Origin of the sequence: Nocardia nepalensis (assembly GCF_048910785.1) — a bacterium.
Lineage (GTDB): Bacteria > Actinomycetota > Actinomycetes > Mycobacteriales > Mycobacteriaceae > Nocardia > Nocardia nepalensis.
This window is the reverse complement of the sequence record NZ_JBKBET010000028.1, coordinates 387,477-400,973: the sequence shown is the minus strand read 5'-3', so window position 1 is coordinate 400,973 and position 13,497 is coordinate 387,477. Positions and strand designations below refer to the sequence as shown.

Genomic DNA, 13,497 nt, shown 5'->3' with positions numbered 1-13,497 from the left:
CAGCGCCGGAACGATGACCGGCCCCAAGGTTTACGGCTACGAAACTGTTTCCGCAATCTTGTAACACAACCGAATTGGTTCGCAGTGAAGTATAACAAAGCATGGGAATCGTTCGAGCGGCGCTCGTCCAAACGAACTGGACGGGCGATAAAGAGTCCATGATCAAGGCGCACGAGGACTACGCACGCCAGGCCGCCGCGCAGGGCGCCAAGGTGATCTGCTTCCAGGAGCTGTTCTACGGCCCGTACTTCTGCCAGGTACAGGACACGAAGTTCTACGACTACGCGGAATCGGTGCCCGGGCCGACCACGGAGCGATTCGCCGCCCTGGCCCAGGAGTTGGGCCTGGTGATGATCCTGCCCGTATACGAGCAGGAACAGTCGGGCCTGCTCTACAACACCGCGGCGGTCATCGATGCGGACGGCAGCTATCTCGGCAAGTACCGCAAACACCACATTCCGCAGGTCAAGGGGTTCTGGGAGAAGTTCTACTTCCGGCCCGGCAACCTGGGCTGGCCGGTCTTCGACACCGCCGTCGGCAAGGTCGGCGTCTATATCTGTTACGACCGGCATTTCCCGGAAGGCTGGCGGGCGCTCGGCCTGGCGGGTGCGGAGATCGTCTTCAACCCCTCGGCCACCTCGCGCGGCCTGTCCGGTTACCTCTGGAAGCTGGAGCAGCCGGCCTCCGCGGTGGCCAACGAATACTTCATCGGCGCCATCAACCGGGTGGGCATCGAGGAATACGGCGATGACGATTTCTACGGAACCAGCTATTTCGTGGATCCGGAAGGTAAATTCGTCGGAGACGTCGCCTCGGACACCGATCCCGAACTGGTGATCCGTGACCTCGATATGGATCTGATCAAGGTGGTGCGCGACCGCTGGGCGTTCTATCGCGATCGCCGCCCCGACGCCTACGGACCGCTGGTGGCTCCCTGAGGCTGGTGATATCGATATGACGAAGACGTTCATTCACGGCGGCACGGTGGTCTCGGCCACCGGATCGCAAAAGCTCGATGTGCTCGTCGACGGTGAGACAATTGCCGCCGTTCTGCAGCCCGGCGCCACCGCATTGGGCGCCGATCTCGCCGAGTCCGCGGATGTGGTCATCGACGCGACCGGCAAATACGTCATTCCGGGTGGCGTCGACGGCCATACACATATGCAGTTGCCCTTCGGCGGCACCGAGGCCTCGGATACCTTCGAGACGGGCACCCGCGCCGCCGCCTGGGGCGGCACCACGACCATTGTCGACTTCGCGGTGCAGAAGCCGGGCGAGCGGGTGCAGGACACCCTCGGTCTGTGGCACGAGAAGGCCGCGGGGAACTGCGCGATCGACTATGGGTTCCATCAGATCATCGGTGAGGTGAACGACGAATCCCTCAAGGGGATGAGCGAATTGGTGGCCGAAGGCGTCACCAGTTTCAAGTTGTTCATGGCCTATCCGGGCGTGTTCTACTCCACCGACGGCCAGATCCTGCGGGCCATGCAATCGGCGGGCGATCTCGGCGCGCTGCTGATGATGCACGCGGAGAACGGGATTGCCATCGATGTGCTGGTCGAGCAGGCGCTGGCGCGCGGTGAGACCTCGCCCTACTACCACGGCGTGACCCGGCCGTGGCAGATGGAGGAAGAAGCCACGCACCGCGCGATCATGTTGGCACAGTTGACGAATGCGCCGCTGTATGTCGTGCACGTCTCGGCCAAGCAGGCGATGGAACAGATCGTCGCCGCACGGGGCGCCGGGCAGAACGTCTTCGGTGAGACCTGCCCGCAGTATCTGTACCTGTCGCTCGAAGAGCAGTTGGGCGCACCGGGTTTCGAGGGCGCGAAGTGGGTGTGTTCGACACCGCTGCGGTCGAGGGCGCAAGGCCATCAGGACGAACTGTGGCGCTATATCCGCACCGGTGCCGTCACCTCGGTCAGCACCGATCACTGTCCGTTCTGCATGAAGGACCAGAAAGAGCTGGGGGTCGGCGACTTCAGCAAGATCCCCAATGGGATCGGCGGCGTCGAGCACCGGATGGATCTGATGTTCCAGGGTGTGCAGAACGGCTGGATTTCGCTGGAACGCTGGGTCGATGTGTGTTGCACCACGCCCGCGCGCATGTTCGGCATGTATCCACGTAAGGGTGTCATCAGCCCGGGTGCGGACGCCGACATCGTGATCTATGACCCGAACGGGCACACCAGCATCGGGTTGGGCAAGACCCACCACATGAATATGGACCATTCGGCCTGGGAGGGCTTCGAGATCGACGGACACGTCGACACCGTGCTCTCCCGCGGCCGCGTGATCATCGACGACGGTGCGTATCTGGGTACTGCCGGTCACGGTCGGTTCATCGCCCGGGAACTGTCGCAGAACTTGATCTGATTCGAAATGGAGAGTGCCGCATGGATATCGGTGTGGTGCTGCAATGCACTCCTCCCGCATCGCGGGTGATCGAACTCGCCAGACAGGCGGAGACACATGGCTTTTCGCATGTGTGGACCTTCGATTCGCACCTGTTGTGGCAGGAGCCCTATGTCATATACAGCCAGATTCTCGCCGCCACCCGCAAGGTCATGGTCGGCCCTATGGTCACCAATCCGGCCACCAGGGACTGGACGGTGACCGCGTCCACCTTCGCGACGCTCAACGATATGTTCGGCAACCGCACCGTCTGCGGCATCGGCCGCGGCGACTCCGCGGTGCGCACCCTCGGCGGCAAACCGACGACGCTGGCGACACTGCGCCGATCCATCGAGGTGATCAGGGAACTCGGCAACGGCCGCAGCGCCCGCATCGACGACACCGTGGTGCGCTTCCCGTGGGCGAGCGCCTCGCGGCTGGAGGTGTGGGTCGCCGGATACGGGCCGCGCGCACTCGATCTGACCGGCGAGGTCGCCGACGGATTCATTTTGCAACTGGCCGATCCGGATATCACCGCGTGGACCATCGCGCGGGTGCGGGCGGCCGCCGAGAGGGTGGGCCGTGCTCCCGGATCGGTGAGAATCTGTGTGGCGGCCCCGGCTTATGTGACTGACGGGTCGGCCGCCGCGACGGCGCACGCCCGCGAACAGTGCCGCTGGTTCGGCGGCATGGTCGGCAACCACGTCGCCGATATCGTCGCGAAATACGGTACCGACGGCGAAATTCCGACAGCGCTCACCGAATACATCGCGGGTCGCCAGGGCTACGACTACAACGAGCACGGCCGGGCGGGCAATACCCACGCCGAATTCGTGCCGGATGCGATCGTGGACCGGTTCTGCCTGATCGGCACGCCCGACGAGCAGTTGGCCCGGCTGCACGAACTGGAGAAGCTGGGCGTGGACCAGTTCGCGGTCTACCTCCAGCACGACGCCAAGACGGCCACGTTGGAGGCATACGGGGAATCGGTGCTGCCACGGTTGGCGCATCCGGTCACGGCGACGGCGGGCGCCGAGTGATCGCCTCGGCAGCCGCGGCCCTCGCGCTCGCGGCGGCGTGCTGTGAGCTGGTCAAGAGGCGTCTGGCGGAGTCCGAGGCGGAGCCGGTTGCGGTGTCGGCGGGTGATCGATGAGAGCGGCAGCGATGCGGGCGCGGCAGGTCGGCTATGCGGTCGGTGTGCTGGTACTGGTGGTCGTGGTCTGGGAACTCGTCAAGTACTTCGTGCCGGAGCGCGGGGTGAGTATCGGTGACACCCGGATCCTGCCGCGCACGAGTGATGGTGCGCTGCCGCATGTCTGGTCGGTCATTACCGTGCTCGGTGACAAGGACGGCACCGGCACCGTCGGTGGAACACTATTGCGCACAGCAGGATTCACCTTCGGGCTCGCGCTGCTGGCATTGGCGATCGGCACCGTGGTGGGTGTGGCGCTCGCCGTGGTGATGCAGCGTTTCGCCTTCATCGAACGCGGGTTGCTGCCCTATATCGTTGTCTCGCAGACGGTTCCGCTGATCGCGTTGGCGCCGCTGGTGGCCGGGTGGGGCGGGAAGATCGTCATCGCCGGTGAGCCGTGGCGGCCGTGGATGAGTATCGCGGTCATCGCGTCGTATCTGGCCTTTTTCCCGGTCGCGGTCGGGATGTTGCGCGGATTGCAGGCGCCGTCCAAGGCATCGGTGGAATTGCTGCACAGCTACTCCGCGAATTGGTGGGAGACGCTGGTGCACTTGCGGTTTCCCGCAGCGGTGCCGCATTTCCTGCCCGCCCTGCGCTTGGCCGCCGCGGCATCGGTGATCGGCGCGGTGGTCGCGGAGATCTCGACCGGCACCGCGGGTGGTATCGGCCGCCAGATCATCGTCTTCTCCCAGCAGGCCACCGGCGACGCGGCTCGGCTCTACGCGGCCGTCCTCGCCGCCGCATTGCTCGGCGTCGCCGTCACCGCCGTCGTCGGCCTGGCCGAAGTGGCACTACGTCGTTACAGCCGTCCCGCCGGGGCGCGCGGTTCTTCAGGAGGTACCCGTTGACCGGGAAAGTGGAATCGGCCACCACGGGCAGCGAGGCCGATGCGCGGATCGAGGTGTCGGATCGGGGTCCCGTCGGGGCGAAGGCCGAGGACGTCGCGGCGGTCGACCTCACCAATGTCGGCAAGACCTTCGACGCCGGTTCGGTGACCGCACTCTCGGATGTCTCGCTGAAAGTCCTCGCGGGGGAGTTCGTCTCGCTGATCGGTCCCTCCGGCTGCGGCAAATCCACCCTGCTGCGCATCATCGCCGATCTGGAACAACCGACCGGCGGCGCCGTGACCGTGCACGGTAAATCCGCCCGGCAGGCCAGGATCGACCAGGACTACGGCATCGCCTTCCAGCAGGCGGGCCTGCTCGACTGGCGCACCGTACAAGCCAATGTCGAACTGCCTCTCGAACTGCACAAGGTCCCCAAGACCGAAAGACGCGCTCGCAGTGCGGAACTCCTTGAGATGGCCGGTCTCACCGATTTCGCGCGCCGCTATCCGGCGGAACTGTCCGGTGGCATGCAGCAGCGTGTCGCGATCGCCAGGGCATTGGCCCGTAAACCTTCGCTGCTGCTGATGGATGAACCGTTCGGCGCACTGGATGAGATGACCCGCGAACGCATGCAGGGCGAACTGCTGCGCATCGCCGGAGAGACCGGTGCCGCAGTGGTTTTCGTGACGCACTCGATTCCCGAGGCGGTCTTCCTGTCCGACCGCGTGGTGGTCATGTCACCGCGGCCGGGGCGCATCACCGAGATCGTGCCGACCGGCGGCTGGGGCCGGGAGGCGGGCGTCAGCGGCGACGATATCCGTTCCAGCGAAGCGTTTTTCGAGGCAGTCGCCGCGGTTCGCACCGCACTGCGCGGCGGACACGAGGCCGCCGACATCATCGTGGCGGGAGGGGATATGCGATGAAATCCTGGCTACCGCCGGTGGTGTTCGGCGTGGGCGGCCTGGCGCTGTGGCAGGTGCTGACCGTCGCGGCAGGCGTGCCGTCTTTCCTGCTGCCCGCGCCTACCGCGATCGCGAAGCAGTTCACCGAGAACATCGATCGCATCGTCGACGCGGCCATCGCGACCGGTACGAATGCCCTCATCGGCCTGCTGGTCGGTGCCGTCCTCGGCATCGTGGCGGCCATGCTGGCGGTGCGGTTCCGGCTGGTCGAAGGGCTGTTGATCCCGCTGTCCGCCGCGGCTGCCGCCGTCCCGATCGTCGCGCTCGCCCCGCTGCTCAATTCGATGTATTCGACCACCACCGACACCCCGCGCCGCATGGTCGTCGCCATCGTGGTGTTCTTCCCGATGTTCGTCAGCACCGCCCGTGGTCTGCGCCAGGTTCCGCAGGTGCACGCCGATCTGATGACCTCGTACGCGGCGGGCGGCTGGCAGATCACCCGCATGGTGCGGCTGCCCGCGGCGCTGCCCTACCTGTTCACCGGTCTGCGTATCGCGGCGCCCGGGGCGGTGATCGCGGCCATCATCGCCGAATACTTCGGCGGCCTGCAGAACGGGCTCGGCAGCCGAATCATCTCGGCCGCCGCGAATACCGCTTATCCACGGGCGTGGGCCTATGTGGTCGGCGCCATGATCGTCGGACTGCTCTTCCTTGCCGTCGTCCTGATCCTCGAACAACTGACCCGCCGACCCCGGACCATGCTGATCCGCGACATCTTTGGGAGATCGAAATGAGAAGTAACACAGGGCGTCTACGTGCTTGTCTCGCGCTGGCGGCGTTGGTGGCGGCCGCGCTGACCGGCTGCAGCACCACCGAGAATGGCTCCGGAACCACCGCGGATGGCCTGACCAAGGTCCGCTTGCAGTTGCAGTGGTTCAAACAGGGGCAGTTCGCCGGTTATCTGGCCGCCGTGGACCAGGGCTTCTACAAGGAGCAGGGCCTGTCCGTCGAAATCCTCGACGGCGGAACCGATATCGTTCCGCAGACGGTGCTGGCCCAGGGCCAGGCCGATTACGCGATCGCCTGGGTGCCCAAGGCGCTGGCCTCCCGCGAGGCCGGGGCGGGCATTACCGATGTGGCGCAGGTCTTCCAGCGTTCGGGCACCAAGCAGGTGTCCTTCAAGGCCGATAACATCACGGGTCCGGCCGCACTGCGCGGCAAGACCGTCGGAAACTGGGGCTACGGCAATGAATTCGAGCTGTTCGCCGGAATGACGAAGGCGGGCATCGACCCGGCCAAGGATGTGAAGCTGGTCCAGCAGCAGTTCGATATGAACGCCTTCCTCGCCAAGGACATCAATGCCGCCCAGGCCATGTCCTACAACGAATACGCCCAGCTGCTGGAGACGAAGAACCCCGACACCGGAAAGCTCTACACCGCAGACGATTTCGCCACCATCGACTGGAACGACGAGGGCGTCGCCATGCTGCAGGACGCGATCTGGGCGAATTCGGAGAAGCTGAAGGATTCGAAATACCGGGACCAGACCGTCAAGTTCATCGCGGCCTCACTGAAGGGCTGGGCGTTCTGTCGCGACAATGTCGACAAGTGCCGCGATATCACGGTGGCCGCGGGCAGCACCCTCGGCGCGACCCACCAGCAGTGGCAGATCAACGAGGTCAACAAGCTGATCTGGCCCTCGCCCAACGGTATCGGCATGATCGACAAGACCGCGTGGGACCGCACCGTGAAGATCGCCAAGGAGACCAAGAACCAGGAGGGCGTCACGGTGCTGAAGAAGGATCCCGACGCGGACGCCTTCACCAACGAATACGTCACCAAGGCCCTGGACGTGCTGAAATCCAGTGGAATCGACGTCACCGGAGCGGGATTCGCACCGCAGCAGGTGACGCTCACCGAAGGCGGTAAATAGCTACGCTCGAGGAAGCCGTGCGGCTTTCCTAGCTCCGATCCCGTTGCGTCTCTTGCAGTTCGATGGCCACCAGTAGATCGATCAGATCGCTCACGCTGCGCAGATTCCGCCCGGTGAGTTCCTGGATGCGGCCCAGGCGGTACTTGGCGGTGTTGTGGTGCACGCACAGTGCGTCGGCGGCCTCGCGCAGGTTCATATCGGCCGCGGCGAAGGCGCGGATGGTGTCGGCGAGGACGCCGCCGCGGGTGGTGTCCTCGGACAGCAGGGCGCGGATGCGGGGGTCGACGAGATGGCGGGTGGTGGCGTCGGCGCGCAGCATCAGATAGCGAAAGGGGCGCAGGTGCGGCAGCGCCAGGACGCCGCCCTCCTCGGGTAGTAGTTCCAGTGCGGAGCGCGATTCCTGGTGTGCCCGTGGGAGATCGGCGATACCGGTGACCACGGGGCTGATACCGATGGCGAGGCGGATACCGGCCGCCAGCAGTTTGTCCCGCATCGCCTCCAGTCGCTCGCACAGCACCTCGGTGGAGCCATTGCGGCCCAGCGCCGGTATCGCCACCACCTCGCCGCGATGCGCACCCGCCAATGTGCGCAGGCCATTGACGCCGATCCGGGCCAGCGCGGCCGAGGTCAGATGCTTTGCGTCGGTATCGGATCCGTGCAGATCCAGCACCGCGGCGGTGACCACCACCAGCGGTGCGCCCGGATCGACACCGATACCGAACCCGTGTGCCGAGGACAGTTGCGGACCGCGTTCGGGCAGCGCCCCGGCCAACAGGCTGTCGAGCAATTCCCGGCTTTCCTGGCCGTTTTCGGACTGGTACTGCTGGAATTCCAGATAGGCGTTCGCCGCCTGTGTGGCCGCCAGATCGCAGAACCGATTGAGCGGCACCACCATCGACAGCGCCGCCTCGCGATCGTCCTTGGAATCACCCGCGAAGTCCATGAGCGACTTCCACAGCGCCTGCTGCCCCAGTCGGAAGGCGTTGATGTAGTCCACCAACGCCAGTCCCTCGCGCGCCCGCCGCGCCGCCGCCCGCCGGGTGTACGCGATATCCCCGGCGGTGACGCGGCGATCCTCGAGCAGTGCGCCCAATCCGATCCGGCACAGCTGGGCGAGCTGATCGTGCACATCGGCATAGAACGTCTCGTCGCGCGCGGCATAGGCCGGAATCTGACCCATGATCGCCGTGACGCCGATATCGGCCATCTGGTGGACCTGGTCGAACAGCCGGGTCACTATGCGGGTGCGCGCGGCCAGCACGCTCGCGGAGTAATTCGCGATCGCGGCCGAGTGTGATCCAGCAGACACAGTCATGAGACGGGATTAATCCACGTCGCCACTCGGCGTGTCAACGCGGCTGACGGTCCCGAGGCCATGTCCGCGGCGGACAAATGCCGTCGCAGAACTTGGTCCTCCACGTCCAATGTGCGCCCTGACCTGCGACTTTTACGCTGACCGAGTTCTATCCCTCCGGTGAGAGTCGCGTCACGCGGTCCGCACCGATGTCAGCCCGCCGTTCGCGGTGGCCGGAGGCCGCATGCTCGAAATCTCACAACTCAGTCTCCGCTTCGGCGGGATCACCGCGCTGGCGGAGGTCGGCTTCCGAGTCGCCGCCGGCGAGATGGTCGGTCTCATCGGGCCCAACGGCGCGGGGAAGACAACACTGTTCAATTGTCTGACCCGCCGCTACACACCCGATGCCGGGACCATCACCTACGAGGGTGCGCCGCTGCTGGACCAGCCGCCGCACGCACTCGCCGCGCTCGGCATCGCACGGACATTCCAGAATCTGGGACTGTTTGCGCGCCTGTCGGTCCGCGACAACGTATTGGTCGGCGCGCACCACCGGGCGCACGCCGGATTCCTGTCCGCGGGGCTGCGGCTGCCGGGCGTGCGGCGGGAGGAACGGCGGCTGCGTGCGGAGGTCGACGAGCTGCTGGAGCGTCTGGAATTGACCGATGTGGCGGATCGTCTCGCCGCCGGGCTGCCGTTCGGCACCCTCAAGCGCATCGAACTCGCCCGCGCATTGGCGGTTCGGCCCAAGCTGCTGCTGCTCGACGAACCGGTCAATGGCCTCAGCCACGGCGAGGTCGACGAATTCGCGGCCCGGCTGCGGGCGCTGCGGTCGGATCTGGATCTCACCGTCATCGTGGTCGAACACCATATGGGCTTCGTCATGGGCACCTGCGACCACGTCGTCTGCCTCGAATTCGGATCTGTGATCGCCGATGGCGAACCCGAAGCGGTGCAGCGGAATCCGGCTGTCATCGCGGCCTATCTGGGGAGCGCGGCATGAGCCTGGACCCCTTTCTGACCGTCGAGGATCTGCACGCCGGATACGGCGGTGCGCGGGTGTTGCACGGCGTGAGCTTCGCCGTGCGGCGCGGCGAGGTCTGCGCCATTCTCGGGCCCAACGGCGCGGGGAAGACCACCCTCTTGCGCGCCTTGTGCGGAATGGTGAAGGCGCGCGGTGATATTCGGTTGGAAGACACCGTAATCACAGGGCGGGCACCGGAATCCGTTGCCCGCATGGGCGTGGCACACGTTCCCGAGGGACGCGGCACCTTCACCGCCCTGACCGTCGAGGAGAACCTGCGGGTCGGGGCCTACACCCGGCGCGACCGCACACGGGTGGAGGCCGACCTGATCCGGGTCTTCGACTTCTTTCCCATTCTACAGGAGAAATTGCGCGACCCGGCGGGCGGGCTCTCCGGCGGACAACAGCAGATGCTGGCCATCGGCCGCGCCCTCATGCTGCGACCGCGGCTGCTGCTGCTCGATGAACCGTCCCTCGGTCTTTCGCCCCTGGTCACCCAGGAGCTCTTCCAGATCGTGCACACCATCAATGCCGAGGAGCGCACCACCGTGATAGTCGTCGAACAGAATGCGCATCTCGCGCTGGAAGTCGCCCATCACGCCCACGTGATCGAGACCGGCCGAATCGTATTGTCCGGCACCGCCGATCAGATTCGGGCCGACGAAGCGGTCGCCCGCTCCTATCTCGGATACCGGGTGTAGCCATGACCGGACTCCTGCAACAGCTCATCGAAGGGCTCAGTGCCGGTGCGATTTACGCCGGTCTGGCCCTGGCCATGGTGCTCATCTTCCGATTCACCGGAATCGTGAACTTCGCTCAGGGCGAGCTGGCCATGTTCTCCGCCTTTCTCGCCTGGCAGTGCGTCGAATACGGAATGCCGTTCTGGGCGGCACTTCTCGTCACGCTCGCGGTGTCCTTCGTCGGCGGCATGCTCATCGAACGGGTCGTCATTCGCCCGGTCGAGGGAGCGTCCGAACTCACCCTGGTGATCGTCACCGTCGGCCTGTACTTCTTCATCAATGCCGCGGCCGGATGGATCTGGTCGTATCAGGTGAAATCCTTCCCGAATCCCTTCCCGGACGGTGTGTTACGCGCCGGGGGAGTGACCGCCGGATACGGCAACCTCGGTGTGATCGTCGTGGTCGCGCTCGTCATGGGCCTCATCTACCTGCTCTTCCGCTACACCAAGATCGGCCTGGCCATGCGGGCCGTGGCCAGTCATCCCGCCTCCGCGCGCCTGTCGGGCATTCGCGTCGGCGTGGTGCTGGCGCTCGGCTGGGGTCTGTCCGCACTGGTGGGCGCGGTGTCCGGGGTGCTGTCGGCACCCGTGCTCTTCCTCGAACCCAACATGATGGGAGGGGTTCTCATCTACGCCTTCGCCGCGGCCACCCTGGGTGGCTTCGACAGTCCGGGTGGGGCGGTGATCGGCGGTCTCATTGTCGGCGTCGCCGAAACCCTCACGGGCGCATACGTGGACGCCATCGGCACCGAACTGAAAATCGGCGTGCCACTGGTGATCATTCTCGGCGTGCTGCTGCTGCGGCCGCAGGGACTGTTCGGACGAGCGGTGGTGGAACGGGTATGAGCGAGGACGCGATCGCCACCGCGATACCCGAGCGGGACGAGACGGAAGGCGAATCTCCCGCATCGCGACGAGAGTCGCGACTCACCCAGGTGCTACGCCACCGGAATGCGCTGGTCGTCCTCGCGCTGCTCGCAGTGGCCTGTTGCGCGCCCTTCCAGCTCGCCCCTTTCTATACCTTCCAGCTGTCCATGGCACTCGTGTATGCCGTGGCCCTGCTCGGACTGAATCTGCTGGTGGGGCAGACGGGTCAGATCTCGCTCGGACACGGGGCGTTCCTGGCCATCGGCGCGTACACCACGGCCATCCTGCTGGACCGCTGGGACACACCGCATATCGCGACACTGCCGGTGGCGGCCGGGGTGACCTTCGTGCTCGGCTTCGCACTGGGTATTCCGGCGCTGCGGTTGCGCGGCCTGTACCTGGCGCTGGTCACCCTCGCCATTGCCATTTTCCTGGTGCCGCTGCTCAAGCGCTTCGCAACGCTCACCGGCGGGTCCATGGGGCTGACTGTGTCCAAGCCGGAGCCGCCGCAATGGTCGGGGCTGGCCGAGGACCAGTGGCTGTACTTCCTGGCGCTGGTCGTCGCGGCGGTGAGTTTCCTGTTCGTCGCGGGTGTACTGCGCTCGCGAGTCGGGCGGGCGCTCAACGCCATTCGCGATCACGAGACGGCCGCCGAGGTCATGGGGGTGCGGCCCGCGCACTACAAGACCCTCGCCTTCGCGTGGAGCGCCATGTTCGCCGGTGTGGCCGGGTGCGTCTACACCTGGGTGATCGCCTACGTCTCACCCGACTCCTTCGCCACCGGACTGTCCATCACTCTGCTGGCCGGATTGGTCGTCGGGGGACTGGGTTCGCTGTGGGGGCCGCTGCTGGGCGGACTGTTCGTCATGTACGTGCCCACCCTCGCCCAGGATGTCAATCAGGCCGCGCCGGGCGTGGTCTTCGGACTGCTGCTCATCGCGGTCATGTACCTCGCGCCGACCGGACTGGCGGGCCTCGCCGGACGGGCGGCGAGCTGGATCGGAAATATCGCTCGGAAAGGGAAAGTCAATGCGCACTAAGGCCATTCGCGTCATAGGGGCCGCGGCGGCCGTGCTGCTCGCCGCCACCGCCTGCGGAGGTCGCGGCGACGGTGCCGGTGCCGTCGCCCAAGGCGACTGCAAGGGACAGCAGACCGTCGGCATCACCGACTCGAGTATCAAACTGGGCGGGGTCTACCCGCTGTCCGGTCCCGCCTCCGCGTACGGGGAGATACCCAAGGGTGCGCGGGCCTACTTCGACTACCTCAATGCCGAGAAGGGCGGAATCAGCGGGCGCACAGTCGAATACAACGTCCGTGACGATGGGTACCAGCCGCCCAAGACCGTGGAGGAGGTGCGCCGCCTGGTCGAACAGGATCAGGTATTCGCCATCTTCCAGACCCTCGGCACGCCGACCTCCTCGGCGGTGTGGGACTACCTGAACCAGCGCAAGGTGCCGCAGGTCTTCGTCGCGGGTGGAGCTACCAAGTGGGGCTCCGACAGCGAGCACCCCTGGACCATCGGCTGGCAGCCCAGTTACCGCGCCGAGGGGCGGGCCTTCGCGGACTACGTGAAGAAGGAGAAGCCGAACGGCACTGTGGCGGTGCTGTTCCAGAACGACGACTTCGGCAAGGACCTGAAGGACAGCTTCGTCGCGGCCATTGCCGGCAGCGGCGTGAAGGTGGTCGCCGAGCAGAGCTACGAGGTCACCGACCCCACCGTTGACCCGCAGCTGCGCAATCTGGCGAATTCGAAAGCCGATGTGCTGCTGGATATCTCGACGCCGAAGTTCGCCTCGCAGGCGTTGGCCGGTGATGCCCGAAACCCCGACTGGAATCCGCTGCACATCGTGTCCATGGTGGCCAATTCGCTGTCCGTGCTGAAGCCGGTCGGCTTCGAGAATGTGCAGGGCGTGGTGTCGACCGCTTTCACCAAGGATCCGGCCGATCCACGCTGGGCCGATGACGCGGCCATCAAGTCGTACCGGGAGAAGTTGGCCAAGTACGCGCCGGGCGCGGATCCGACCAATACCTACACGCTGACCGGCTGGGCGGCGGCCGACAGCTTCGCCAAGACCTTCGAGGCCGCGAAATGCGCTACCCGCGAAGGACTTCGGGATGCCACCCGGAGCCTATCCGGTATCGCCATCGACACGCTGCTGCCCGGCATCACGCTGAAAACCGGTCCGGGGGACGCCTTCCCGATGGAGGGCGTGCAGATCCAGCGCTTCGAAGGCAATCACTGGTCGGCCGTCGGCCCGATCGTCGACACCAGCAAATAGCCGTTCCCGCAGTCGTTGTCGCGGTGTGCCGCCGCGACAGCTCTC

The 13,497-nt window shown here is 65.7% G+C and carries 13 protein-coding genes; 12 read left to right on the top strand and 1 reads right to left on the bottom strand.

From position 1 onward, the window contains the following. Positions 1-101: 101 nt before the first annotated feature. The 7 genes from ACHQ4I_RS22600 (at position 102) to ACHQ4I_RS22570 (ending at position 7,248) form a co-directional block, all read left to right on the top strand. Positions 102-938 (top strand): nitrilase-related carbon-nitrogen hydrolase, encoded by an 837-nt coding sequence (locus ACHQ4I_RS22600; RefSeq protein WP_420773789.1) that lies wholly within the window; start codon positions 102-104, stop codon positions 936-938. A 16-nt stretch (positions 939-954) separates the two neighbouring features. After that, positions 955-2,376, top strand: coding sequence for a dihydropyrimidinase (gene hydA, locus ACHQ4I_RS22595; RefSeq protein WP_420773788.1), 1,422 nt, complete (start codon positions 955-957; stop codon positions 2,374-2,376). A gap of 20 nt (positions 2,377-2,396) precedes the next feature. After that, entirely contained in the window at positions 2,397-3,434 is a 1,038-nt protein-coding gene (locus ACHQ4I_RS22590) for a TIGR03842 family LLM class F420-dependent oxidoreductase (protein WP_420773787.1), read from the top strand. Positions 3,435-3,543: 109 nt separating this feature from the next. After that, positions 3,544-4,434, top strand: coding sequence for an ABC transporter permease (locus ACHQ4I_RS22585; RefSeq protein ID WP_420773786.1), 891 nt, complete (start codon positions 3,544-3,546; stop codon positions 4,432-4,434). Next, complete coding sequence (locus ACHQ4I_RS22580) at positions 4,431-5,336, top strand: ABC transporter ATP-binding protein (RefSeq protein ID WP_420773785.1); 906 nt, start codon at positions 4,431-4,433, stop codon at positions 5,334-5,336. Before ACHQ4I_RS22585 ends, ACHQ4I_RS22580 begins: the two co-directional genes overlap by 4 nt. Beyond that, a complete protein-coding gene (locus tag ACHQ4I_RS22575; RefSeq protein ID WP_420773784.1) occupies positions 5,333-6,109 on the top strand; it encodes an ABC transporter permease in 777 nt (258 codons plus the stop codon). Before ACHQ4I_RS22580 ends, ACHQ4I_RS22575 begins: the two co-directional genes overlap by 4 nt. Next, on the top strand, positions 6,106-7,248 hold the full coding sequence (locus ACHQ4I_RS22570) for an ABC transporter substrate-binding protein (RefSeq protein ID WP_420773783.1): 1,143 nt from the start codon (positions 6,106-6,108) through the stop codon (positions 7,246-7,248). Before ACHQ4I_RS22575 ends, ACHQ4I_RS22570 begins: the two co-directional genes overlap by 4 nt. A 28-nt stretch (positions 7,249-7,276) precedes the next feature. Here ACHQ4I_RS22570 and ACHQ4I_RS22565 read toward each other — a convergent pair whose 3' ends face one another. Next, positions 7,277-8,563, bottom strand: coding sequence for a PucR family transcriptional regulator (locus ACHQ4I_RS22565; RefSeq protein WP_420773782.1), 1,287 nt, complete (start codon positions 8,561-8,563; stop codon positions 7,277-7,279). Between the two features lie 223 nt (positions 8,564-8,786). Here ACHQ4I_RS22565 and ACHQ4I_RS22560 point away from each other — a divergent pair, with 223 nt between their 5' ends. Genes ACHQ4I_RS22560 through ACHQ4I_RS22540 form a run of 5 tightly spaced genes read left to right on the top strand, consistent with a single transcriptional unit; the run spans position 8,787 to position 13,452 of the window. Next, positions 8,787-9,545 carry an ABC transporter ATP-binding protein gene (locus tag ACHQ4I_RS22560; protein ID WP_420773781.1) on the top strand — a complete coding sequence of 253 codons (759 nt, stop codon included), beginning with the start codon at positions 8,787-8,789 and terminating at the stop codon, positions 9,543-9,545. Next, complete coding sequence (locus ACHQ4I_RS22555; RefSeq protein ID WP_420773780.1) at positions 9,542-10,267, top strand: ABC transporter ATP-binding protein; 726 nt, start codon at positions 9,542-9,544, stop codon at positions 10,265-10,267. The genes ACHQ4I_RS22560 and ACHQ4I_RS22555 overlap by 4 nt, the downstream gene beginning before the upstream one ends. A 2-nt stretch (positions 10,268-10,269) precedes the next feature. Then, positions 10,270-11,151 carry a branched-chain amino acid ABC transporter permease gene (locus tag ACHQ4I_RS22550; RefSeq protein WP_420773779.1) on the top strand — a complete coding sequence of 294 codons (882 nt, stop codon included), beginning with the start codon at positions 10,270-10,272 and terminating at the stop codon, positions 11,149-11,151. Next, a complete protein-coding gene (locus ACHQ4I_RS22545) occupies positions 11,148-12,212 on the top strand; it encodes a branched-chain amino acid ABC transporter permease (protein WP_420773778.1) in 1,065 nt (354 codons plus the stop codon). The genes ACHQ4I_RS22550 and ACHQ4I_RS22545 overlap by 4 nt, the downstream gene beginning before the upstream one ends. Then, positions 12,202-13,452 (top strand): ABC transporter substrate-binding protein, encoded by a 1,251-nt coding sequence (locus ACHQ4I_RS22540; protein WP_420773777.1) that lies wholly within the window; start codon positions 12,202-12,204, stop codon positions 13,450-13,452. Before ACHQ4I_RS22545 ends, ACHQ4I_RS22540 begins: the two co-directional genes overlap by 11 nt. Positions 13,453-13,497 lie beyond the last annotated feature (45 nt).